Raw genomic sequence first — 25,876 nt, forward strand, 5'->3', positions numbered from 1 at the left:
ATATCGTAAACAGAGGAGAACACCGCAACTAGAGAATTGTCTTGGCAACGATTGAAGACATCTTCTCGGTCTAAGATAACGCCTTCCCAAACCACAGGATTAAGTTCGACCAAACGGCAAACATCATCAACTAAGACTCGAAAATTAGCTTTATTTTGTAAATCGCCATAGTTGCCGACTAAAGGCATGAGACGCTTGAGAATATGAGGAGGATGGGGGGCAGCTAAACCATCGATTTGATTGATCATTAGTCGAAGTAAGTTAGAGCCAGAACGCTGTGTCCCAATCATTGAAAATGACATAATTTTTCTCCAATCTATATATAAGGAATAAGTGCGAAAACTCAAGAGATACACAAAAGAAACAATTTTGAAGAACTCTTTGTATTTCATCTACATCCTATTTGTAGTTCCCATTGGTTGTAGTAAAGTTGAGGTAAAGTTTTGACAAATTGACATCAAAGTAAGAATCAAGACTTTTTGCTTAGGGAAATAGGGAAACGACTTTTAGACTAGTGCTTTGAGTAATGACTGTAACTTTAATTGAATTTCAATAAATTCTTTATCGGGATTGGAGCCGGAAACAATCCCTGCCCCTGCGTAAAGACGAGCATGTTTACCCTCTATTAACGCTGAACGAATCCCAACTATAAATTCACTATTCCCTTGATTATCAATCCATCCTAAAGGTGCAGCGTACAAAGAACGATCAAATCTTTCGTAATGGCGAATTTTTTCACAGGCGATTTCTGTTTCTACCCCTGCCACTGCTGGAGTTGGATGAAGTTGCGCTACGATCTCCAAAGGCCCAATATATTCAGGTAAATGGGCATAAATAGGTGTCCAGAGATGCTGAATATTTGATAGTCGCAATAACTGTAAAGGTAATTGGTAGGGTTTTAGTCCCATTTGTCGCAAACGAGCAATCAAAAAATCGCTAACTGCTTGATGCTCCCTTTGTTCTTTTCTACTTCTTAATAATAAATTTGACCAATGGACATCTTCCGCATTCGTTTTTCCCCTAGGCGCAGAACCAGCTAAAGCATCAGTAACTAATTGCCTGTTTTGAATGCTTACTAAACGCTCTGGACTTGCACCAATAAAGTTTTTTCCTTGACCGTTAGCAATGGAGAATATATAGCAATCAGGATGACGTTCCCGCAAATTATGAAGAGACTGAATAACCTTAAATGGAATCTTCGAGGTAATATCTGTGGCTTGAGCTATGACAATCTTACTAAATTCATTCATCGCGATCGACTCTAGGGCAGAACCCACGACATTTCTAAAATATTGGGAATGCTCGGTCGAAAAAATATTTTGCTTCTCCCAGTTAGATTTAATCTGCCCATCAGTAACCAAATTTTCCTGGTTCTGCCAATCTATGGTTGCAACTTTATAGTTTATTTTATTAAGAATTTCTGATTTATCTTGGGGATTTTTTAGGGGATAATTAACAATTAAAAAGCATTGCTTGTTCTTTTTTACCAGTTGCAAACGGGGTAAAAAAACTGTAGCTGAGGGAAAATCTTGATCGCTAACAGAAGCATCAGAAAAAAAAGAGAAACTACAAAATATTCTGGGAGCAGTTCTTGATAGAGCCACTTCTCCTTGAGGTAGAATTTGATTGAAACAATCGTCGACAAATTTTTGAGTTATTTCAAATCTATTTCCTGATCTTATAAGCGATTCTTTGGTTATTCCACAAGCAACAATTGATTCTTTTTTATTGGGGTTCTCCCAGTAAAAATGTACTGCATTTTTACTCGAAAATTTTTGGAGAAAAGCTAAAGGGTCTACTAAGGGAATCTTCTGTGCATAGCTGAGAATTTTTGTGTATTTAGTTACAGTAAACTGCAATTTACTATTATTCCAAAAATCATCGAAATCTCCATTATCTAGAACCAGATTCGATTCTTCTTGAGATATGACGGGTATAGTTATTTTTGATTGTGTCATTCCAAGAGAAAACTTAAATTAAAATAATTTTTATAATTTTTTTGTCATTAGTATATGAACTAAACAAAAATCTCAAATCAATGAATCCAAGTGATGATTTACGGCTTGACTACTTGCTTTTGGTAGTTATGGTCATTTCCCTCGATTCAGTGAGATTCGGCATTTTCTTATCATTTTACTTATTCAGATTGTATAAATACTTGGTCAAAAAACACAATACCTGAATTAGACATCAGTTAGCCTATTTTAACGCCTGATGTGAATTATACCTAATTATATTATTTTAAGTGGTTTAATGTTTTTCTGCGATGACGGCATAAAAGGGATCGGCACCGATTAAGCCTAACATTGCTAAAAAATTTGGTACTGAGGACTGACGAGAAATTAATTCTGGCTCACTAAAACCAGGAATTGCTTTGAAATACTGTTTAACTAAGGCTATTCTACTAGCTTCTGTGCCATCTCGCCAAGCGGCGATCGCCTTTTGGTAAAACATGCGATTGGAAAAACTAACAATAACTAACCCTCCTGGTTTAAGAATTCGATATATTTCTGAAAAGATGGCCTCCGGGTATTGTAAATACTGCACAGAAACAGTTATCAAGACCGCGTCAAAATCCTCATCTTGTAAAGGGATCTGAGGATTTTGGTTGAGATTTTGGACGAAGTAGCTATTAAGACGAGAATTTTTTTTAAGTTCTTCATAATTCATGCCATGTCCTTCAACATGTTCAAATTCCATATTGTCGGGCAAATGTGATACCCAACTGCTCATTAAGTCGAGAATACGGGTTTGAGGCTGAAGTTTTTCCCGATATAGCTCAGTTAATTGATCAATAAAGCCCTCATCAACATGGGTGACAAAACGAGGAACGCGATAAAAGTCATTATCACTACTGGGGTCTAGTTTAGTGCGGTTTTCTGGTCTGAGCAGCATGATCTAAAATCTTTAACGGTATTAATCTTCAATTTATGAAAGTATACTTTTCTTGATTTCACACTGCAATTATTAAACTGTTGTTAGCCCTTTCTTTAGCCTCTCATGACAAAATGTTTTCCTAGCCAACTGACTAAGTCAGTTAAAACTTCCTGGTAATTAAGATCATTATGCAGCACGTGATAACTGTCAGGATACAATCGTCTTTCTTTATCAGCAAAAGTAATTTTTTCAAATAGTTGCTGACTACTTTCTGGCAGTGCAATCTGATCAGCTCCACCATGAAGAATCAATAGTGGGATTTGTAATATGTTAGTATTGGATTCAATCCAAGCGACGGTTTGGATAAACTCTGTCGATAATCGAGCTGTCCCTTTTGTATGGCGCAAAGGATCTTCGGCTAAGGCCTTGATAAGCTTAGTATCCCGAGAACTAGTAATCAGTCTGATACCAGTATCTAGGGAAAAACGAGGCCATAATTTTGAGAGAATGCGTCCTATGCCTATTTTTAGAGGGGAAAGACCTACTCTCAATGCAGGAGAAAATAAGATGAGTCCTTGTAATTGCTCTTGTAAACGCAAAGCATAGTCTAGGGAAATGGTTCCTCCTAAACTTTGACCCAAGAGAAAGATCGGAAGAGAAGATTCTTGTTGAGAGACTAACTGCACCAGGGCGTGTAAATCTTCTCTGAATTCACTCCAACTGTTGATATATCCTCTCCGTCCAGGCGATCGCCCATGTCCCCTTAAATCAAACCCATATACTCCATAATTATGGGGAACTAAAAACTCAACAATATTGTCAAATATTCCGCTATGAACTCCTAATCCATGAACAATAATCACAATTGCTTTAGTTGTGGTTTGAGGATGCCAGCTTTGATAATAAAGTTGTAATCCATCAGCACCAATAAATTTTCCTTCTTGGTGTCGGAATGATTCTCTTGTTAAATTCTGAGATATTTTATTCACAGGCTTGTAATGGTCAATGATTAATGATTAATGATTAATGTTCATGATCAATGATCAATGATTTCAGCCTAAACTAGCAAACAATAAATCGGGAGATTCTGTATTAATTTCTACTCCTGCCATTTTATATTCGGACAGGGAAAAAGAATCAACTTGAACAGCATCATCGCGAACAGATTCTGCTTGAGTTAATAATGCTACTTCATCAAGACTAATAATTCCTGCTTCTAACGCCTGACGAACAAGATTATTTGGTCTTTTTTTGGGTAACGTACCCAGATTGCTAGCTGTTTTAATTTTCTTGAGAATATCATCTGCTTGTACTGATAAAATGAAAGCCTTTTCTAATCTACCCAAAGCCTCGTCAGTATTAGTTGGAACATAGATATCTTTTGTGAGATTATCTCTTTGTTTGCCGGTCGTTTGCATAATTCGAGCAATTGTGCCGCCTAGCTTGTCGGATGGCATGACCCCAATAGGATTCAATCGCGACCAAGCTGAGATAATTCCTAACAATGGCAGCGAGAGATTGCGATAAATTCCATTGAACGCCTGCTGTATTTGAGCAAAACTATATTGCATTGACCAATCTACCAAGGGCAAATCTTCTGATTGACAACCTTCAGCTTCAAATCTCCTCAGAGTTGCAGTTCCTAAATACATCCAAGAAAGAACATCGGCAAATCTACCAGTGAGTTTTTCGCGTCGTTTGAGATTGCCACCTAAACGAATCATGGCTAGGTCAGTCAGGAAGCCAAAAGCCGCTGATGACCAAGCTAGTTTACGCCAATATTTTGCAGTTGCGCCTGAGACGGGAGAAGTTGCTAGATAACCACGAGTCAGACTAAGTAACAATGTACGACAACCGTTGCTGACTATTGAACCGAGATGATGCCAAAATACATTATCAAATGCGATCGCATCAGAATTTTCGAGAGCAGTAATTTCTTGGTACGCATAGGGATGGGAACGAATCAATCCTTGACCAAAGATAATCATGGTACGAGTGAGAATATTAGCTCCTTCGACAGTGATGGGAATTGGGGTTGCCGAGTAAATATTTGCTAGTAGGTTCCTCGGGCCTCGGCAGATTCCCGCCCCGCCCAGAATATCCATGCCATCATTAATAATTTGGCGGGAAAGTTCGGTGAAATTGTATTTCGCGATCGCGGAAATCACAGCAGGTTGTTCTCCTTGGTCTACTGCTCCAACTGTATAAAGTCGAGCCGCTTCCATAAGATAGGTAAGTCCGCCAATACGAGCGAGTGGTTCTTCAATCCCTTCAAAGCGACCAATGTTTAGTCCGAATTGTTTTCTAACTTGGCTATAGGCTCCTGTTACTCTAGTGACCAATTTGGCAATACCTGTGCAGGTAGCAGGAAAACTAATACCTCTGCCTGCGGCTAGAGATTGCATCAGCATTTTCCAACCTTGTCCTGCTTGCTCGACCCCGCCAATAATTTTTCCTACAGGGATGACCACATCTTGACCAACTGTGGGAGAGTTATAGAAAGGCACACCCATCGGGTCATGTCGGCGATTGATAATTACTCCAGGAATATTCGTCGGAATTAAAGCGCAGGTAATACCAACATCAACTCCTTTGCCGAGTAAGTTATCAGGATCGCGAAGTTTAAAGGCTAGCCCCATCAGAGTTGCGATCGTGGAAAGAGTAATATAGCGTTTATTCCAGTTCAAGCGCAGATATAATTCGCCATCTTCACCGCGAAAGACAATTCCCTCGGCGGTAATACTGGCAGCATCAGAACCTGCTTTGGGTTCGGTGAGGGCAAAACAAGGAATTTCTTCGCCCCTGGCTAATCGGGGAAGATAATAGTTTTTTTGTTCTGCTGTGCCATAACGAAGTAGTAATTTAGCTGGCCCTAGGGAATTGGTGACGCCAACAGTTGCAGTATGGGTAAAAGAGCGAGAGGCTAATTTGTTCATAATGCTGCTATAGGCCAAGTTAGAAAATCCTAACCCACCATATTCTTGGGGAATCATCATGCCAAAGAAGCGTTCTTGTTTGAGATATTGCCAAACTTGAGGAGGTAAATCTTGGCGTTGATGGATTGACCAATCCGTTGCCATTTGGCAAACCTGTTCTACCTGATTATCGAGGAAGTCACGAATTTCTAGGGTAATTTCGGGATAGGGTTCGTTGAGGAGGCGTTGCAGGTTGGGTTTGCCAGAGAAGTATTCACCATCTACCCAAACATTGCCAGCTTCGATCGCAGCTCTTTCTGTATCGGATATTTTAGGTAAGAGTTTTAATTTTGCGATCGCCTTAACTAAATAAGTGGTAATTATTCTCTGACGCAGTTGAGGAATATTGAAAATTAGTGTAACAACACCAAAAATAGCCCAACTCCAAATTGGTACTTGACAGACTCCCAAGATGATCGCAAAGTACAACGACCAGACCCAGAGAGAAACGCTGAGATAACTGAAAATAACCAATAGAATAATCAGACTAGAAATAATAATTATTGGTTCAAAGATGTTCATATTTAATACCTCTAAATCATTTCAATGATCAAGACTTCTTTTAACTCATTACTTATTACTTATTACTCATTACTCAATTTTTAGAGCATCAAATTCTCAAACACTCCCGCAGCACCCATCCCACCGCCAATACACATTGTGACCATTCCATAACGAATGCCGCGTCGTTTCATTTCATGAAGTAACGTTGCAGTTAGTTTCGCTCCTGTACAACCTAGAGGATGACCTAATGCGATCGCTCCTCCATTGACATTGACAATATCCTCATCTAGTCCTAATTTACGAATCACTGCTAAAGCTTGACCAGCAAAAGCTTCATTAAGTTCGATTAAACCAATATCATGTAATGTCAAGTCCACTTGCTTGAGCACTTTCGGCACCGCATCCACAGGGCCAATACCCATGATTTCTGGTGCCACACCTGTGACGGCGTAACCAAGTAATCTGGCGATCGGCTGTAGTCTTAGCTCATGCATTTTTCTCATACTCATGACTACCGTAGCCGCTGCACCATCAGACATTTGAGAGGAATTGCCTGCTGTGACGGTGCCCTTATGTTGGAAAACAGGTTTTAACTTGGCTAGGGCTTCTAACCTAGTATCTGGTCGTGGTCCTTCGTCTACTTTAAATATTCTTTCGATGTTTTTTGTCTCCCCGTGATCATAGATTGTCTCTTTGAGGTTAATGGGGATTATTTCCTCGTTAAAGCGACCAGCTCTGATGGCAGCTAAGGCTTTTTGATGCGATCGCAAGGCAAATTGATCTTGATCATGGCGTGAGATATGAAAGTCTTTGACGATATTTTCGGCAGTAATTCCCATTGTGATATAGGTATTGGGGGATTTATGTACTAATTCGGGGTTGGGTGAGAGATTGTTTCCGCCCATGGGAATCAGGCTCATGGATTCTGCTCCGCCAGCGACGATCACATCTGCCTGACCTGTGATTATGGCTTGGGATGCCATGACGATACTTTGCAATCCTGATGCGCAGAGTCGATTTATTGTGCATCCTGGGACAGAGTTTGGTAGACCTGCTCTTTGAGCAATGATTCTCCCCAGATTCATGCCTTGTTCGCCTTCGGGAAAGGCGCAGCCCATGATGATGTCATCGATTTGTTTGGGTTCAAGGTTGGGCGTTTGTGAGATCACGCCTTTGACTGCGATCGCGCCGAGATCGTCGGGTCGCATATGGTGGAGGCTGCCTCTTGGGGCCTTGCCGATTGCGGTTCGGACACTGCTGATTATGTATGCTTCTGTCATTTTTTATCTCCAAGTTATTTTCTTTGTTTCTTAAATTTTCTATTGGGAAGCCATAACTTCTATTGGGGGGCTAGCCCCCCAAACCCCCAGCGAAGTGTTAACTAGTAAGTTGGAAAATTGTAAGTAAAAGCACATCAAAGAATCGTGTCGATAATGCTTTCTTTTTTAATTAAGTTATATTCTTAGCGAAATTACTTAATCTTTTTTCTATTTTCTATTCAAAAACAGTGAAACTTTTAGCTAAAACACTTTTGACTCTTGACTCTTGACTCTTGACTTTTTTAATTCCTCAATGGTTTTTTAGTTTTCAACATATGAACAATTCGCTCCTGAGTTTTTGGTTCTTTGAGTAGGGGAACAAAGGTTTCTCGTTCGAGTTTTAATAAGTAGTCTTCACTAACTAAAGATGGTGCGGACAGTTCACCACCAGAGATGACATAGGATAAACGGTTGGCTAGAAAACGATCATATTCTGAGATATAGCCTCCTTGTTGAAAGATATAAGCTGCTTGTTCTAATGCGGCGCGGGCGGGACTGCCTAAAACTCGAATCGCATCGTCGTGAGGTATCGGGGCATAACCTTCGAGATCGAGACGAATCACTTCTTGTTTGGCGACATAAATTCGGCGATCGCCATTCATGATTATTTTTGCAGTGGGATGAAGAAAACCTAATTCTTGGGCTTCTTGAGCGCTATTGGAAACCTTTGCCATGCCAATGGTTTCAAAGGCTTTTTGTAAAAAAGGTTGAATTTGAGTTGCCGAATCGGTTGCGGCCTGTTTTTCTGCCCAGGTTGCCATGCGCATAATCCCTCCTGCTCCAGGTATTAAGCCCACACTGAGTTCGACTAACCCGATATAACTTTCAGCAGCAGCTACTACTTGCGGGCAAGCCATGACCAATTCACATCCACCCCCGATCGCTAACCCTTGCACGGCAGCAACGATAGGCTTAGGAAAGTAATGGATTCTCTGTAGGATCTTTTGGAATTGAACGACGAGATCTTCAATGCCATCAAAATGACCTGATTGAGCTAAAGCACCCATTTCAGCTAGGTTAGCCCCAGCGGAAAAGTTGGCTTTATTGTTGCCGATGACCATGCCCCGATAATCACTGTTTTCCAAAAGACTTAGAACTTTAGTGAATCCGTCCATCACTTTAAAACTAAGGGTATTCCCTTTGGAGCGAAATTCATAAAGAACTACATTATCTCCAATATCTAGTAATGTTGCTTCTTCGTTTTGCCAAAGAATATGTCTGGGTTGAGATTTAATTAGGTTGAGATCAATTTCATCTTCGGGATTATCTAGCGCTACATATTCTTGACTGGCAAGATAAACTTGTTGGGTTTGAGTTTCATCCTGACTGTAAAACCCTTGCACTTGATGATGTTGAATCATCGATTTAATCCAACTAGCCAAAGGAATCCCTGAACTTTGCATATCAGTGATCACAGCGGCAAAACCCAAAGAATCCCAGATTTGGAAAGGCCCCATCTCCCAACCAAATCCCCAACGCATAGCACGATCAATTTCTGCGGGACTATCGGTAATCTCAGGAATGCGATCGGCACTGTAACTCAGAATTGCCAGCATCATCGAACGGAATAATTTTCCTGCTCGACCAGCATCACGATATAAAGCCCGCAACCTCTCTGGTAAGTCTAGCTTGTTTATTTCCCTCAGATGCGTACCCAAGTTTAAAGGCTGGGGTGGCTCGTAATTTAAGGTCTCGGGATTAACAGAAAGAATTTTACCTGCTGCTTTCTTATAAAAACCTTGACCTGTTTTCGCTCCTAATTTCCCTGCGGCAACTAATTCAGCCAATAATGGCGGCACCCGAAAGATTTCTCGACTTTCATCTTCCGGTATTGCAGGATAGAGATTTTTGGCGACATAAACTAGGGTATCTAGTCCGACCAAATCCGCAGTGCGAAAAGTTCCTGATTTTGGTCTGCCAACTAAAGTTCCCGTGAGCGCATCAATTTCTTCGATGGTATATCCTTGCTCTGTCAAGGCTTTGATCCCAAGCATAGTGGCATAAATACCAATGCGATTAGCAATAAAGTTGGGTGTATCTTTAGCAACGATTAATCCTTTACCCAGATGAATACGACCAAACCATTTCAGCCTGGCAATCAGTTCAGGATTAGTATCAGACGTGGGGATCAGTTCTAATAATTTAAGATAACGGGGCGGATTAAAAAAATGAGTTCCTAAAAAGCGTTCTCTAAAAGACAACGGCAATCCGCGAGCAATTTCTCGTACTGGTAAGCCACTAGTATTGGTTGAAATAATTGTATCCTGACCAATAATCCCGTCTAATCTTGCCAGCAACTGTTGTTTAATTGCCAAATTTTCTACCACAGCTTCAATCACCCAATCTACATCCGCAAGGCGATCTAGATGTTCGTCATAATTTCCTAAGATGACACGACGAGCAGTTTTCTCAGTAAAAAGAATCGGTGGGTTTTGTTTGAGGGCTTTTTTCCAAGCAGCTTCGACCAGGGAATTTTTATCACCTGCGATCGCTGCAATATCCAAAAGGTGAACAGTCAACCCCGCATTAGCTAGATGAGCTGCAATTTGAGAACCCATAACTCCTGCACCCAAAACAGCAGCAGTATAAAACGGTTTAAACATCATATTTCTCTCCTTAAAATCACTTCCTATCTAGAACATTTAACAACCACCAAGAAAATCAAATTTGTCAAACTAACTAATCAGCACTTTGTCGGGGGTTTGAGGGGCTGTTCCTCCAATGGTATTTATGGATTTTTATCGATAACCATTGAGAAAAAGAAAGCGATCGTAACCAAGTCCAAGTCTTCTTCATCGCGGTTTTTCTACTTACCAAATGAACTAGCTTTATAAAAGAACGTCCTTTCTCATTCTCTAGACTTGCAATGGCTATAGATCTTTCCTCGCGATACATAGCATTAATTTCGTTAGCAAAAACCTGATTAACTTTGTCCCGCCGAATTTTCAACCGAGAATCCAACAATCCATTAGCAACGGTAAAATGACCATTAACCAAACGAAAACGCTTAACCTTCGACCAACTAGGTAAATCCTGATTCGCTGCATTCACTAAAGTTTGATAGAGATCAATAACAACTGGCTGCTGTAAAAAATCGCCAATCGGCAAAGAACAGTCAAAAATAGTAGCATCGTCACAAAGACTTTGCAGATCAGGAAAAACTAACAACCCACAAAACTTCTTATTAGTTCCCACAACCACAGCCTGTTTGACTAAATCAGATTGTTGTAAATACTCCTCTAACGGCAAAGGCATGACATATTTGCCAATGGAAAGCTTAAAGAGATCCTTTTTCTGTCCTGTAATAGTCAAAAAACCTTCACGAGTAAATTCGCCCAAATCTCCGGTATGCAGCCAACCTGATTCATCAAGAACTAAACTGGTAGCCACTGGACCTTTATAATAGCCTTGCATCACATAGGGAGCCTTGACTAAAATTTCGCCATCTCGGTCGATTTTAATTGTCACCCCAGGAATGGGAATTCCCACGGTTCCTGCACGATTCAACTGACCTCGATTACAACAAACTACCGAACTAGTCTCCGTTAAGCCATAGCCTTGTAAGACAGTAATGCCCGCAGCGCTTAAGACATTGGCAAGTTCAGCTTTTAAGGCCGCACCGCCACTAATGAAATATTGCAGCTTTCCCCCAAAAGGCGATCGCCATTGAGTATAAACTAAGATATCTGCCAGTTTTAACTGCAAAGCATAGAAAAAGGAGAGTTCAGTTCCTAATTCATAATCTTGAGCTAGTCGCAAAGCCCAATTAAAGATATTTTTCTTGACTCCTCGGAGTTTGCTACCGCGATCGCAGATCTTATGATAGATCTTTTCTAATAATCGTGGCACAGTAGCCACAATCGTTGGCTTGACAAGCAAAAAATGCTGGAGCGCTCGATGGGGGGTTGTGAAATGAACACTATGCCCATAATTAAGATGACCGTAAATCAAGGCCCGCGCAAAAATATGATTGAGTGGTAAAAAAGATAATACGGTTTCGGCAGCCCCCGTCTTAAGATGCTTAAAGGTCTTAAAGGTAGTCAGAATATCAGCGGAAATATTTTCATGGCTCAGCATTACTCCTTTTGGTTGTCCTGTTTCTCCTGCAATATAAATAATCGTGGCCAAATCCTGAGCCGCAATAGAGGCTCGCAATTCTTTTGTTTTAGCTGTGTTGTAGATCTTTTGACCCTTGGCTTGAATCTCTTCTAGGGAGAAGAGTTGAATACATTGGGGTAATTGAGGACAAGAAAGCTCGGTTCGCGCCCGACAGAGCAACATCGGAATAGATAAACAAGCTGGATGATAGACTGCCGTTGCCTTGTTTGCGATCGCGCTATCAAGTCTATTCGCCTCACAGACAATTGATGAGCCCGATTCCGTCGATACTTCCCGGCAAGTTAACAGTTCATGTTTCTTTTGCTGCCAATTATCTGGGACTTCAACCACAATTATGCTTTGTAAATAGAGATGCTCCCCAAGATAAGGAATGATTTGTGCTAGCAAATCTAGATTGGAAACGATTAAGGCTTTAGCCTCGGAGTGATTTAAGATAAAAGCGATATTATCTAACGTCTGAGTCAGATCAATCGGTACATTGACGGCACCTGCTAGTAAACAACCCATATCGGCTAAACAGAAGCTAACGCCACTATGCATTAACAAAGCGACGCGATCGCCCTTAGCAATCTCGATAGTCTGCAACCCCAAAGCCAATTCCTCAGCCGCCAGGCGAAATTCTTGATTGGATTGGGAATCGCAACCATTTTTATGCCACTGATTCAAAGCTTGAGCATTGGGAAAGCGATCGCAAGCTTCATCTAGTAAGCTTGGCAAACTGCGACCTAAAACGGGAATATTTGCTTCAGAAAAAGATTTATCAATCTTATTAAAATAAAACATTGGCAATCAGAAGAGCAGGAATCTCTTCTCCCGTAAAAAGCTAACTCCAGTCCCGTAAGTAGCCGACCTAAATATTTTTGCAACTGCAATATGTTTGCTAGATATGCTAACTAAAAAAATATATAGCGATTCTCACGTATCAGAAAGTACAGCAAATGATTTGATTTTTGATTAATTAGGTTTTAATCTTGAGCTCAAAGCCTAATAGAGAGAGAAAACCCGAGCTTTAATGCTTGTTAAGAATTAAAATCTATCTCTAAATAATTTTAGATTTAACCGATCAGACTTACTTATTCGAGAAACACCATATACTATAACAGTTAAAAGATACTGCTATTTACTTAATTTCACTAATGCATTTCGACCAAAAACACACAAAGCAAAATTTACTTTTTACTTGGTACTTTTGCTTGCTTTTAAATGGATTATAAGTTCTTGCGATATATACAATAGTATAACATATTAATAGATAATACATTTAAGATTTCTTAAGTAATTGAGCACAACAAATTACCCATGAGAAACCGAAAATGGAAAGCAAAACATTTTATCTTAGTTATTGAACTTGATAACTATATTTTTATATTTTCCTCCCGATGAATAAATTTTTGAGAACTAGGAAAATTACTACTCGTTTTGTTTTTTTACTTGCCAGCCTGTCTGAGCGCCAATTTTTCCGACTTTGCTAAAGATCCAACACCCTCGGTGAAAAGAAGTTTCGTCATGATGACATTGGGGTTTAATGCCGATTAAACTTTCTACTTCTTCAGTTGACAAGACCCAATTGGCAGTTTGGGCTTTTTCTAGAACATCCATATACCATAAGGGATTCGAAGGTTGCATTCGAGACGCCAAAGTTGTCTCCAACTTGACTAGGGCATCTTTGATTTCTTTTAGCTGTTGCAAAAGTTCTGGTTCTCTAGCAATTTCGGCTTCAGGAGATGATAGTACGGGTTCTTCAATAGTTGAGGATTGTGAATCTTCTGATTGAATTTTTGATTTGGCTTCTGGTTGAGTTCCAGGTTGCATGGCTGTTTCTGGCGATCGCCGGGGCAGGGAGTTTTCTTCAAACCAAGGATCGGCAGCAATCTCTTTTGTCAAAGTAGGTTTAAATTCATGGTTCTCTAACCAGGTGCGATTTAAATCTGTTGCCAAATTATTCAAAAAATCGGCTGTTGTTTCATCCCCTTCCCCCGCCATCCGACTGGCAACTTGCTTCATAATCTTGACGAGTTCTGGTCCCATTAATTCTTGATGGGCTGCTAGAATCTCTTTTTCAGAACCTTCAGGACAATCCAGCAGGGCCTGGATTAATTTGCCATAGGAATTGGTTTTATCTTGCTTATTTTTTGGTACAGGAGCAGCCTCAGTCACAATATGATGTAGTTTTCCTGCCCAATTATGAAGATACTTGGCAGCTTTAATGTCTCCTTTGCTCGCTAAATGGTTAGCAACCTGTTCCATAACATCTACTAACTCAGTATTAACCAGTTGTTCATTTTGCCGTAGTAATATCCATTCTTCCCCTCTAGGGCAAGTCAATAAACCTTGAATCAAATTGAGATAAGCTTTGAGATTTTGCTGGTTCATCGTTCCCATCCCTTTAAAACTCATATCCCAATTATCTCTCGATTTTAGGCTATTCAGAAGATTTTAGTTACATTTTTATACTAGTAAATGCAAAACCCATCCATGGCAAACCTATTTATAGATATTCCTCGATTTACGGCGACTGTAACCTAAAAAATAAATGATATCTGAATCGCAAATTTTACTTGGAGAAAAGAAACAAAAACTTATAATCCGAATGTCAAGGATGCCTAATCGCTAAAATATTAGCTATAAAGGATTAGATAAAAACTCTTTAGGAGTTAAATTTTATGAATTGATTTGAGAATCAAAATTTTTACTTAATATTTTAAGCGCCCAATAAAAGTAAACTAAAGAAAAAACTAAGAATAATTGAATGATGAATTCATTAAATGGTGATTACACCAAAACTACTAGTGTAGATAACCCTAGCTCCACAATCAAGGTTTTTATCGTAGACGATCAGAAAATGATTCGGGAAGGGCTCAAAGCCCTGATTAAGACAGAACCAGATTTGGAGGTGATTGGGACTGCCAGTAATGGGGAAGATAGCATCAAGCAAGTAGAAACTCTCCAACCAGATATTATTCTCATGGACATGGAAATGCCTGGGATGGATGGAGTGACTGCCACGAGGATGATTTGTGATAAGTTTCCCCAAATTAAAATCTTAGTTCTTAGTACTTTTGATACTCAAGAATATGTAGCTCGCTCTCTAAGTTCTGGGGCCATGGGCTATTTGCTCAAAGGTACCCCGGCAAAGGAGCTGACCAATGCTATTAGATCAGTTCATCTTGGTTATGCTCAGATTGGACCCGGCATATATCAAAATCTGCCTCTAATTCCTAAAGGAAGTGCCGCCGCCGCCGCCCAAAAGATTCCCGCAACTGCCCATCCAGAGCCCCCTACTCAAAGCCAGGATAGCAGTTCTGCCCTAAGTCCTCGCTTCAAGGGTCAGTTGGCAACAACTTCTGATTCTGAAGCTGCACTAGCAATCGAAAGGAAAAAGTCTAGCATTGCTAATCGTAAGTTTGAACAAACCGTATTACTCCGCCCTTCTCCTAAATGGTCGCGAGCTACAATTTGGGCGGTAGCTGGGGTGACTATTTTTGTGGTTAGCTGGTCTGCGATCGCAAAAATTGAGCAAGTAGTGCCTGCTATTGGTCAACTAAAACCAGAAGGCAGTGTTAAAGAAGTCCAAGTCCCCACAAATGGGGTTGTCCAAGAAGTTTTGGTCGACGAAGGTCAAAGAGTCCAAAAAGGTGACATTTTGTTGGTCTTAGACTCAACCACTACAAAGGCTCAATTAGACTCCTTAAAAAATATCAAAAAATCTTTAGAACAGGAAAATAGGTTTTACCGTGCAATAATGACTGGCAAAATTGCACCCAATCAAATAGATCGTACAGTCGCCCAACTGGAAATTCCCCGAGAAGTTGCCTATTTAGCTCGTAACCGTTCTCAGTTAGCTGCGGAGATTGATTTATATCGTGCCCAGTTAGGTGCCGATACTGGCAATTTAAGTGTAGAACAACAGGCTAGATTAAGAAATGCTAGGGCAGAAAAAAATTCTCGTACCGCTACAGCCCGACTAGAAGTTGAGCAACTGCAAAAACAGCTAGAACAGAATCAAATTCAATTGGCCGATGCAAGGGAGCAATTAATTACGTCCCGTCAGGTTTTGGCTGAGATTAAAGAACGGAATGAAGAAGCAGCCCAAAAAGCCAAAGAAAGTTTAGCTATTGAAGAGAAAACCCTTAGTTCCATCAAGCCTTTAGTTGAAGAAGGCGCGATCGCAGAATTGCAATTAGATCGTCAGCAAAGAGAGGTTAATGATATCCAAGCGACCATGATTGAACAAGGTGCGAGAGGTACTATTGAGTACAATAACCAACGGCAAGAAGTCACCACAACCCAAGCAGAGATCCAACGGTTGCTAGAAGAAGAAAAAAGATTGCGTTTAGATATTGCCCAGGCGAGAGAACAATTAATCAATACTACTTCTTCGTCTGATAAAGACATCTTAGATCAAATTGCCAACAATCAACAACGAATAGCTGATATTGATACTCAGTTAAATAGAAGTATTGTTGATAATAGCAAACGCCTTAACGAGAATAACGCTCAGATGAGCAATTATGAGCAGAATTTAAAGTACCAAACTATTCCTGCTCCCGTAAGTGGGGTCATTTTGGATCTTCAAGCCTATCCTGGCTATGTTCCCCAAGCTGGGCAAGGTTCCCAAGCTATCTTAAAGATAGTTCCCGATGACAAGTTAGTGGCGGAAATCTTCATCAAGCCAGAAGACATTGGTTTTGTGAAAATGGATATGACTACTGATGTGCGCATTAGCGCCTTTCCTTTTGGGGAATTTGGTGATGTTAAGGGTAAAGTTACCTATATTGGAGGAAGTAGCATAGACCCTGATCCGCAACCGCCTTTCAACTTTGTCCGTTTTCCCGCAGAAGTTGAATTAGAGCAACAGCATATTGAAATTAAAGGGGAAGATAAAAAGTTACAATCGGGTATGTCGGTTCAAGCTAATATCAGAATTAAAGAAGATCGTACTGTTTTAAGTCTCTTTGCTAGTAAGTTTATTACTGGATTGGATAAGTTTAAAGAGTCAAGGTAATGGGTAATGGGGAATAAGTAATAAGTAATAAGTAATGGGTAATGGGTAAAGCCCGAAGTTGGGGTTAAAACCCTCTCAATATAATTCAATATACTTTGTCTTGGCGATCGCTGTGTTTCAAAAATACACAAATAGCGATCGCTTTTAATATTGGAATATTTGCTTTTAGATCAGATCGAAGTCACAGACCTTTTCCCACAAGCGTTTCAGAATATAACCATGGAGGATTTATCGGGAGCAAAACGAGTAATAGATAAGATGACCAAAACAATAATCGGCAAATTAGCTGCAAAAATCAGTGGTGTAATAGTCTGTGGCGGCCTAATCTCTTTAGGGATAACTACTTCTGCTCAAGCTCTAACAGCAGGAATTTCTGATTTCACGGGAGTATCTCAATCGAATAGTTTCGCTACCGATGGATTTCGGTTCCGAGCAATACAAGATTTAAACGTGACGGCTCTAGGAGTATTTGATATCGATAATGATGGTCTTAATGCTACTACTGTAGATGTTGGTCTTTGGGATGATAGCGGTACTCTTCTAGGGTCAGTTGCCGTCTCAGGAGGGACTAATGCTCCCATATTAAATGGATTTAGGTATCAGAATTTAGGGTCTAGCATTAATCTTACTTCTGGGAATTTTTATCGAGTCGCAGCTGATATGACAGATATCTCAGGATTGAATTCTCGGAATTTTGTTACTGCGTCTACTCTCAATGGCATTGATTCGGTTGAAATAGCTTTTGGTCCGGGTGATTTATCTTTTCCTGCTAATCATTTTGGGGGCGGTTTTGCAAATCTAGGGGGCAATATTCTTTTTGAAGATGCGGTTCCTGTGCCCTTCGAATTGTCTCCTAATCTGGGAATTATAATTTTGGGAGGAATCTGGGGCGTGTCTCGTCTACGCAAAAAAAGAACAAAGCGCTAGTAGACGGACAGGGCTGTTATCAATACTCATTCCTTACCATGCAGCTGCATCATGGTAATCTCAGCACCGCTAAGAAAATATGCTGATTTTCAGTCAAGTTTTTCAAACTGGATTATAACTTAAATGGTCACTCAAATTATTTCTCGGTAGCAATCCAGGAGAAAGATCATTGCAGCAAATATTTAAACCCGAAGAATGGTTTAGTAATGTTAGAGGCGATTTTTTAGCAGGAGCAGTAGTAGCATTAGCCCTCATTCCCGAAGCGATCGCATTTTCAATTATCGCGGGGGTCGACCCCAAAGTAGGTTTATATGCTTCTTTCACTATTGCGGTAATCACTTCCTTTCTCGGTGGTCGCCCAGCAATGATTTCGGCGGCGACAGGAGCGACCGCACTGTTAATGACTCATTTAGTTGGCGATCATGAGAATGGTCTCCAATATCTTTTCGCCGCCACAATTCTCACTGGAGTATTACAACTGATCTGGGGCTTTATCAAAGTTGGCAATCAGATTAAATTTGTCTCCCGTGCGGTGATGATTGGGTTTGTAAATGCCCTCGCGATTTTAATTTTCATGGCGCAATTACCCCAATTTGAGAATGCTTCTTGGGTAGTTTATGCCATGGTAGCAGGAGGATTAGCAATTATTTACCTGTTGCCTCGCTTCACCAAAGCTGTGCCCTCACCTTTAGTTGCCATTATTATCATCACCCTAATTTCTTTAGCGATGGGAAGTCCGGTTGCCACTGTGGGAGATATGGGAGAATTGCCCACAACCCTTCCGAGCTTTGGTCTTCCCGAAGTGCCCTTGAATTTCGAGACTTTGCAAATTATTTTTCCTACGGCCTTTGCCTTGTCGATGGTAGGTTTATTAGAATCATTTTTAACGGCGAATGTTGTAGACGAGCTGACCGATACTTCTAGTGATAAAAACCAAGAAGCCAAAGCTCAGGGAATAGCCAACTTTGTCACGGGTTTCTTTGGTGGCATGGCCGGTTGTGCGATGATCGGGCAATCGGTAATTAATGTCCAATCTGGGGGCAGAACTCGTCTCTCTACTCTCAGCGCAGGATTCTTGCTAATCTTTTTTATGCTTGTCGTTACCAAATGGGTAGAAGTCATTCCGATGGCAGCATTAGTTGCGGTCATGATTATGGTTTCTATTGGGACATTTAGCTGGGGATCTTTGCGAAATATCAAAAAAATACCTCGCAGTGAAACCGCAGTCATGTTGACAACAGTCGTAATTACGGTGTTTTCCCATAATTTGGCTATGGGGGTTGTTGCGGGGATTGCCCTCAATGCCGTTTTGTTTGCTCGAAAATTAGCGGATTTGGTTTTTGTTGATTCTTTGCTGAGTGCCGACGGGAATCATCGCATTTATAGTGTGGCTGGCCAAATTTTCTTTGTTTCTGTTAATCATTTCCTTAAGGCATTTGACTTTCAAGAAGATCTAGAATCGGTCAAGATTGATTTGACCCATGCTCATTTATGGGATCAGTCTGCGATCGCGGCGATTGATAAAGTGGTTTTAAATTTCCGCCGTAAAGGTGCGGAAGTGAATTTAGTAGGTCTAAACGAAGCTAGTGCCACTTTGATTGATAAGCTTGCTGTTCATGATAAGGCTGGGGAGTTACATGATTTGACTAGTCATTAGGAAGTTAAAAGAGCAAGATCTCAGATTGCTGTTTTGTCATTTGGCTAGAATATAAATAATTTAACCTTTGATATAGTTATGAATCAACCTAGTAGCACAACTCCTCTATCATTCCCCAAAGCGATCGCCGATACCAATGCTTTGATCGCCAAAATTGCTGACAACCAACTAAATGAAACAGAAATTGAGTCGGGAGTTACTTTTTTTGTTAAAACCCTTGAAGGAGCCAGAGGTTTTTTTGTTGCCTATCTTACTGGTGAATTTGAGGTATTAGACAATCCTTCGACCGGAGTCATCAAAGGATTACAATCCTCACCAGAACTTGTGAGTGATTTGTTGGTCAAAAATCTGGCGATGTGCACTGCTGTGGGTTTATTTCACCGTCGCAGCGGCGATCTTCAAGGAGCATCAGGTTCGGATAAGGTGCAAGATCGCACAATTAATCTGATTCAAAAATTAAATTCTGAGCTAGTTGCCCAAAAACTTCAAGAGCTAACAGCCACTATCGATAATCAATCAGATAGTTATCAAAGATTTCTAGCTGGTCAAAAGTATGATGATGAACAAAAAGCCGAGATTAAAAAAATAATTGCTTTGAGTAATTCCTAGTAACGCCTTAGTAGATATTACTCTTGGCTTCAAAAGCAATCCCCTCATCAATAAAATTCGGGCAACTAGTCCGAATTCGAGCCGCTTCTGTACTCGTGACATAAATATAGGTCCCTGATATGTCAGAATTTTGAAAACGATAAAATGGGTTTGCAATGCCCGTTCCTGGACCATAGACATAAAAAGCAATCCCTTCATCATTAAAAGCGCTAGCTAAATCAGCATCTGCATTGATATAATCGCGTTCTGCTTCTGCAATATATAGATATGTCCCTGGATGTTTAATGCTTTGAAAACGATACAAAGGAACTAAGTTATTGTCTGGAGTAACTGCTGCTTTAAACGCAATGCCTTCGTCATTAAAGATCGGAAAATTGTCCCGAATATTATGGGCTTCTTCCTCTGTAACTAATAAATAAGTTCCGGGAATTTCAGAATTTTGGAACCGATAAATAGGAGTATCAAGGGATGCTGAGCGAGAATTTTTCTTAAAGAATACATAGGATAATTTTTCGTTATTAAAGCAGATTTTATTTTTAAAATAATCGTAGGCGATAAGTCTTAAATTTTCATCTATTTGAGACATTACATTCTTTAATTGCTCTATTTGCTCATCAGTCCAATCGTCATCTTGTATTTCCAATAAAGAACCTGTATTTTTATCACAAAATGAAGCATTAAATTTACTGAGCAAATATTGATTTACATGCCTAATTCCCGGCTTTAACTTCAACAACTCTTTTTCATTAAGTTGAAATTTGTTCCCTTGTAGTTTATGTAAACAAGCAGTATCTTGGTTGCGCCGCAAACAATTTATCTCCTCATTAATAAAGAAAGGTTGTTCTTGATTGATATAGGAAATCAATCTAGTTGCTTGATCCGATATGGACTTATTAGATTTGAAAAAAGCTAAATTCGAAAAATCATTAACCCCAATTAGTTCTAAAAAAAATCCAACCGGCCCATTCTTATGTTTTAATGAGTCACGAAAAGAATAAAATTCGGCTTCAGGAAAAACAGCCTCTATGGTTTCTATTTTAGTTATAATTCTGCTTTTATCAGTGTTTGAGGTTAAATTCAAGTCCTCAATGCAGTAACCATTTTTTACTGTTTCCATGATCATGCTATTAATAGCAGAAAAGGGAGATCTTATAACAGTAATTATGCGTAGGCTATAACCAAATAAATCGATTTTTGTTTTTATTTTCTCAAGCTCTGCCTGAGAAAGTTCTGATATATCTTCTCCTGAGATTATGATTTTTTCGTAGTTTTGTTCTAATATTTGATTTAATTGTTCTTCATACCTGCTATTCGCCTCTTGAGAATCAACTCCCCAAATCATATTCATATGATATTGTTCTGGCTTACTAGTAAATAAGCTATAAAAGGGGATTGAATGGTTATTAATAACTCTATTATCTAAGTGAAATATAGGATAATAAAATCCTTGCTCTGCTAATTTATCTTGATTTATGGCACAAGTTTCTTGAATTGATGTCGTTGCTGTTTTGTGAAAGCCTGCATGAATTATAATTTGTTTCATTAACGCCTTTTTGCCGATCCAATAAGTATTTATTTAAAAATATCGTAAAAGAAGACAAAAAGACATAATTTAATTACGTTTAATTAAGTCATCTAACGACCTAATTAACTCAGCACTAGCATTAGTCCAAGAACGTTTTTCTACAGAGATCGCCGCGGCTTGAGAGAGTCTTGTCAATTCAGCGGGATTGGCAAGCAGTTGCTGAAATTCTGCGATCGCGGAATTTGTAAAAGAAACTCCCGGCTCCTCAGATATCATTAAACCATTGCTGTGATGTTCTACCACTTCGGCGATCGCGCCAACATTAGAGCAAAGAACCACTACGCCTAGACGCATAGCTTCGAGAATAGTCAGCGGTAAACCTTCCCAATAGGAAGGCAAGACTAGAATATCTGCCCATTCATATAGTTCTGTAATTGCTTCATTTGTGAACACAGGAGGTTCGATAAACTCGGCAATTTCTTGGAGTGGATCTTCAGCATCTTTTTCTCGCAAAACATTTTTGCCAACCAAACGCCAATCAATAGGTAATTCCAGCTTTTGAGATCGCGTTACTAGCTCCAGTAAACGGTCCAAGCCCTTCTGGCGATCAAGACGACCCAAAAACAAAACTCGCAATTTCCCAGTAAAGCCCCTAGTGCTCCTGCGAGACATGATTTGCTCTACCGTTGTTAATGCTAAAGGATAACCGCAAGCATTAGGAATCGTGATAATCTTCTCCTCGGGAACTCCCGCCCCATGACACCAATCAGCCATATTTTGGGAACAGGGAATCACATAATCATAGGCATGTTCATAACCTAAAGTAAGATAACTATGCCCTACAGTACGATTCCACTCACTGAGATCATGGACATGGAGCGAAGTAACGGTTGTCACCCCAGAGCGTTTTAGTAAAGCCATTACAGAATTGGCTGTAGAACTATGGAAGTTCACTGCAACATCTAACCAAGATAACAAACCCTTCGCTGCTAGTTTTTCTGCTTCTACTGACCAACTATCATTTTTCGAGCCCATATATTTTTGTCCTAGCCAAGGATGCATTGAGGCTTCATGATAAAAATTGACGGTGGCAAAAATTTGTGCCCAGGGCGGTAACTTTTGCATACGTGAGCCGAAAACAAAGAGATGAACTAGCCATCCTGCTTCCTTAAAGGCATGGGCAATATTAAGAGCTACTTTTTCTACTCCTCCAAATTCCACAATAGAAAGAATAAAACCAATATGCTTTTCTCCATCATTCGTTAATTTGGGATAAGCCGTACCGCAATTCAAGGCCAAACGAAGATCATTGAACATGCGAGAACGAGGGGGCAAATAATTATCATGCCAATCCCAAGAATCATTAGTAGTTTGTTGCAGCAAGTCACAACGCAAACTCCGAAAAATGGCTAGAAGTTTAGATAAGGCTTCTCCCTTGGGCAATGCGGGGATTACCGATTGGGGTAATTTGATTTCTAGCCCAAAAACCTTAGGCAAAGGGTCAAGCATCAGCAGATTGAGAATCCAGTTATCTTCTTGGTTCGACAAAGATTGATCCATAACTTCCACTGTTGTCATAATCAGATGATTATCTTGATCTAGTCTAAACACTGACGGTTGAGGTTCTTTGTTCAGAAAGATCGTTTCTGATTCTAAATTAGCTTCTAAGGTTAAACTCGCAAAATTACTTTGATTAAGGGCATTTTCCAGTTGCCAAAATCCCCAATGACTCAATCCTTGCTCTTGCAGAATTTCTAGGACTTTACTACTCGTAAAAACCAAAAAATGAGAACGATGATAGCGAAAAGGCATTGACTGCCCGCGATTATAATAATCTTGCCATTCGAGTATGCTGAGAGAGCGCCCTGCCACCACAGGATCACTAGTGAGCATAACTTGCCCTGTATCCTGAGCAAAAATTGCGTAACGAGGTGCTTCTTGATGTTCCCAGCTCAATAATTGGCGATGACTAAATAAATTGCGATGTTTCCGCCGCATATAATGTAGAATCGCGGCTCCATCACGATGGGAATCACTCAACATACTCTCAAAACGCTTGCGATACTGAAATCCCGATTCTGGCAAATGCTGACCCTGATATCCGGCTGCGATCGCCTGCCACCAAAACTCCCAATCCTCAAAGCCCAAGGTCATCGACTCATCATAACGGCAGCCTTGCTCAAAGACCTCCCGCCGTATCATGCTGCCCGCTTCACAGGTATTAAATCTGAGGTGACGCAGTTTAGAATAGGCTCCTCGATAATCAAAATCTTCTCCTTCCTCTTTGCCAAACATATCGATCGTCGGATAAACCCAACCAACTTTTGAGTCATTCTGCAAAATATGAAATGAGCGCTCTATCGTATGGGGTGAAATCCGATTATCCGCATCAAGCAAGTAAATTGCCTCCACGGAATTCCAAGTTTGCAAAACAAAGTCGATTCCGGTATTTCTCGCCGCACTTAATCCTCCATTAGGACGATATAGATAGGTAATTTGTTCAGGATAGGCTAAAGCAAACTCACGACAAACTTGATCTGTTTCTTTAAATTTACAACCATCATTCACTAGCACAATTACAAAAGGCAATTCTGTTTCTTGAGCGATCGCACAAGTAATCGCCTCAGCAACTAATACACTATGCTTAAAGACTGGGATGACAATCGCGATCTGAGGGCTGACAATCTGAGAACCTAGAGTTCTTTCCCTTAGGGGAATTTCTGGATTAGCAAGCATCATTAGTATTTCCTAAATTCAATTTAAAACTAGTCCTCGTTCCTTGTGGAACCCAGTATCCGAGACCTCAGGCAAACTCCGAGCAACAAAATCTAAGTAAAAATTCAACCAACAAGCATCAGCATAAACAGGCATACTATTAGCAGCCAATCTAGTCGCGATCACAATATGACAAGAATCCTTGAGCGAACTAGTTAGAGACACCGAAATTTGTCTAGGAGTATTGGCTTCGACGCCAACCCAACCAGAACTAGCTAAAACAAAATCTTCTCTCAAGCCATTTTCCGGTTTGCTATCCCGACTCATCAGGACTAAAGCATATTCAATTAAATCAGCTTCAGCATGTTCTGTCATAACTGTCGCCGTCACAGAATTTGCCCTCCCAGGAAAACAAAAAGGCAGCATCGCGATCGTCGGACTACCATCAGGACGAGGCCGAGTAAGAATTTTGGCTCCATGATCAATCACCTGAATATAAGGAACCTCATCATTGGGCAAATTAGGAGTTACTTCCTTAACTGCTGCCATAGCCCCTTGACCCAAATAGCCTAAAGTTGTGGACTCATAATCTAGAGAATTATTATTTGAGGCGATTAGATAAGGACTAGTAACCTTTCTTGTCCCCGGTAAACCATGCCAAATCCGCAGAGCCAGACTATGCTCTAGGGGCACCCTATTATCCTGAACTTGAACTTCGGTAATAGTCTGTCGAGAGCCCAACGCCAGAGTCGGAGCCTCACCGAGCTCAGTATGCCATTGCATAATCAATTCCACATCGCGCTTTCTTCCTGGAGCAATTTGAGGAAGATCTAAGCTTAGCCAGCCATCAGACAATTCCTGATAAGGAACTTGCCAAGTCACAAAACAATTTTCATCCTCACAAGCTTTTAACTGAACTTGTAAATAACCAGTTGCGCGATCATCTTTTTTTGCGATACAAAGTTCTATAACTGCTAGACCTCTTGAGGAAACAGGTAATAATTGTCTTAGGAACTGAGTCTTAGAAGATTCTGTCGTCGTAATATGCTCTTCTTTGAGAGGTTGATTCTCAAAAACTAGCTCTAAAGCAGGCAGCTTTGCCAGACTCAAATAGTCTTCAACCACAGCGAAAGCATTTTGCACATTTTCATGCAGCGTTCTAAGTTGCAAATATTGCCGTTGCAAGGTTCCCATTCTCTGTGCGATCGCATGATTCTGTCGAGCCATTTGCCCATACATCTGCTGCCAAAAATCACTAGTCAATAATGCAATATCCTGCTCCACATCAAATTTGAGTAAAGTAGGCACAGATAGTTGAAGACTTCTTTGTGACCACCAAGATATCAATTCTTGAAGTTCTTCTTGCGCCAATTCAGAAAAACTTAAAAGTCCTAGAAAAAAATTGGGTGCTAGCTGCATTTCAACAGGATTGAAATTGCTATTTGTTGTTTCTTCAAAAACGTCAATTTTGCCCTGTTGAGACAGTAAGTTATAACTAAATTTATAAATATTTATCTCATCAGGTAAATTAAAATTTTCGCTAAAAAACCAGCTATCTTTTTCCGAGATAATAAGCTTTGTCGAAGTTGAATAAAGATCTTGCAATAAAAGTTGATTGGTAATTAATTTCATTGGTTAGTTAAT

General features: G+C 40.2%; 15 protein-coding genes and 1 pseudogene. 4 read left to right on the forward strand and 12 right to left on the reverse strand.

What is annotated here, in order from left to right:
- The 9 genes and pseudogenes from XEN7305_RS09500 to XEN7305_RS09540 all read right to left on the reverse strand — a co-directional run.
- A pseudogene (locus XEN7305_RS09500) lies at positions 1 to 302 on the reverse strand (sulfotransferase); the annotation flags it as partial.
- Between the two features lie 204 nt (positions 303 to 506).
- A complete protein-coding gene (locus tag XEN7305_RS09505) occupies positions 507 to 1,958 on the reverse strand; it encodes an isochorismate synthase MenF (RefSeq protein ID WP_006509189.1) in 1,452 nt (483 codons plus the stop codon).
- A 292-nt stretch (positions 1,959 to 2,250) separates the two neighbouring features.
- Positions 2,251 to 2,895: a class I SAM-dependent methyltransferase gene (locus XEN7305_RS09510; RefSeq protein ID WP_006509190.1), complete on the reverse strand. Its 645-nt coding sequence runs from the start codon at positions 2,893 to 2,895 to the stop codon at positions 2,251 to 2,253.
- 95 nt (positions 2,896 to 2,990) lie between these two features.
- Positions 2,991 to 3,866, reverse strand: coding sequence for an alpha/beta hydrolase (locus XEN7305_RS09515; protein ID WP_006509191.1), 876 nt, complete (start codon positions 3,864 to 3,866; stop codon positions 2,991 to 2,993).
- A 63-nt stretch (positions 3,867 to 3,929) separates the two neighbouring features.
- A complete protein-coding gene (locus XEN7305_RS09520; protein ID WP_006509192.1) occupies positions 3,930 to 6,374 on the reverse strand; it encodes an acyl-CoA dehydrogenase in 2,445 nt (814 codons plus the stop codon).
- 80 nt (positions 6,375 to 6,454) lie between these two features.
- Positions 6,455 to 7,636 carry an acetyl-CoA C-acyltransferase gene (locus XEN7305_RS09525; RefSeq protein ID WP_006509193.1) on the reverse strand — a complete coding sequence of 394 codons (1,182 nt, stop codon included), beginning with the start codon at positions 7,634 to 7,636 and terminating at the stop codon, positions 6,455 to 6,457.
- Between the two features lie 281 nt (positions 7,637 to 7,917).
- Positions 7,918 to 10,278: a 3-hydroxyacyl-CoA dehydrogenase/enoyl-CoA hydratase family protein gene (locus XEN7305_RS09530; protein WP_040897294.1), complete on the reverse strand. Its 2,361-nt coding sequence runs from the start codon at positions 10,276 to 10,278 to the stop codon at positions 7,918 to 7,920.
- 76 nt (positions 10,279 to 10,354) lie between these two features.
- Entirely contained in the window at positions 10,355 to 12,577 is a 2,223-nt protein-coding gene (locus XEN7305_RS09535; RefSeq protein ID WP_006509195.1) for a long-chain fatty acid--CoA ligase, read from the reverse strand.
- Positions 12,578 to 13,204: 627 nt separating this feature from the next.
- Positions 13,205 to 14,191: a hypothetical protein gene (locus tag XEN7305_RS09540; protein ID WP_006509196.1), complete on the reverse strand. Its 987-nt coding sequence runs from the start codon at positions 14,189 to 14,191 to the stop codon at positions 13,205 to 13,207.
- A gap of 352 nt (positions 14,192 to 14,543) precedes the next feature.
- Here XEN7305_RS09540 and XEN7305_RS09545 point away from each other — a divergent pair, with 352 nt between their 5' ends.
- From XEN7305_RS09545 to XEN7305_RS09560, 4 genes are all read left to right on the forward strand, one after another.
- Positions 14,544 to 16,799 (forward strand): response regulator, encoded by a 2,256-nt coding sequence (locus XEN7305_RS09545; protein WP_238568956.1) that lies wholly within the window; start codon positions 14,544 to 14,546, stop codon positions 16,797 to 16,799.
- Between the two features lie 258 nt (positions 16,800 to 17,057).
- Positions 17,058 to 17,726: a DUF4082 domain-containing protein gene (locus tag XEN7305_RS09550; RefSeq protein ID WP_040897295.1), complete on the forward strand. Its 669-nt coding sequence runs from the start codon at positions 17,058 to 17,060 to the stop codon at positions 17,724 to 17,726.
- 169 nt (positions 17,727 to 17,895) lie between these two features.
- Positions 17,896 to 19,383: a SulP family inorganic anion transporter gene (locus tag XEN7305_RS09555; protein WP_006509199.1), complete on the forward strand. Its 1,488-nt coding sequence runs from the start codon at positions 17,896 to 17,898 to the stop codon at positions 19,381 to 19,383.
- Positions 19,384 to 19,461: 78 nt separating this feature from the next.
- Complete coding sequence (locus XEN7305_RS09560) at positions 19,462 to 19,992, forward strand: hypothetical protein (protein ID WP_006509200.1); 531 nt, start codon at positions 19,462 to 19,464, stop codon at positions 19,990 to 19,992.
- Between the two features lie 7 nt (positions 19,993 to 19,999).
- On the opposite strand, the gene XEN7305_RS09565 is transcribed toward XEN7305_RS09560, so the two are convergent.
- From XEN7305_RS09565 to XEN7305_RS09575, 3 genes are all read right to left on the reverse strand, one after another.
- Positions 20,000 to 21,535, reverse strand: coding sequence for a hypothetical protein (locus XEN7305_RS09565; RefSeq protein WP_006509201.1), 1,536 nt, complete (start codon positions 21,533 to 21,535; stop codon positions 20,000 to 20,002).
- A 69-nt stretch (positions 21,536 to 21,604) separates the two neighbouring features.
- Positions 21,605 to 24,256, reverse strand: coding sequence for a glycosyltransferase (locus XEN7305_RS09570; protein ID WP_006509202.1), 2,652 nt, complete (start codon positions 24,254 to 24,256; stop codon positions 21,605 to 21,607).
- A 15-nt stretch (positions 24,257 to 24,271) separates the two neighbouring features.
- Complete coding sequence (locus tag XEN7305_RS09575; protein WP_006509203.1) at positions 24,272 to 25,864, reverse strand: DUF6212 domain-containing protein; 1,593 nt, start codon at positions 25,862 to 25,864, stop codon at positions 24,272 to 24,274.
- Positions 25,865 to 25,876 lie beyond the last annotated feature (12 nt).

This window comes from Xenococcus sp. PCC 7305, from assembly GCF_000332055.1.
Lineage (GTDB): Bacteria > Cyanobacteriota > Cyanobacteriia > Cyanobacteriales > Xenococcaceae > Xenococcus.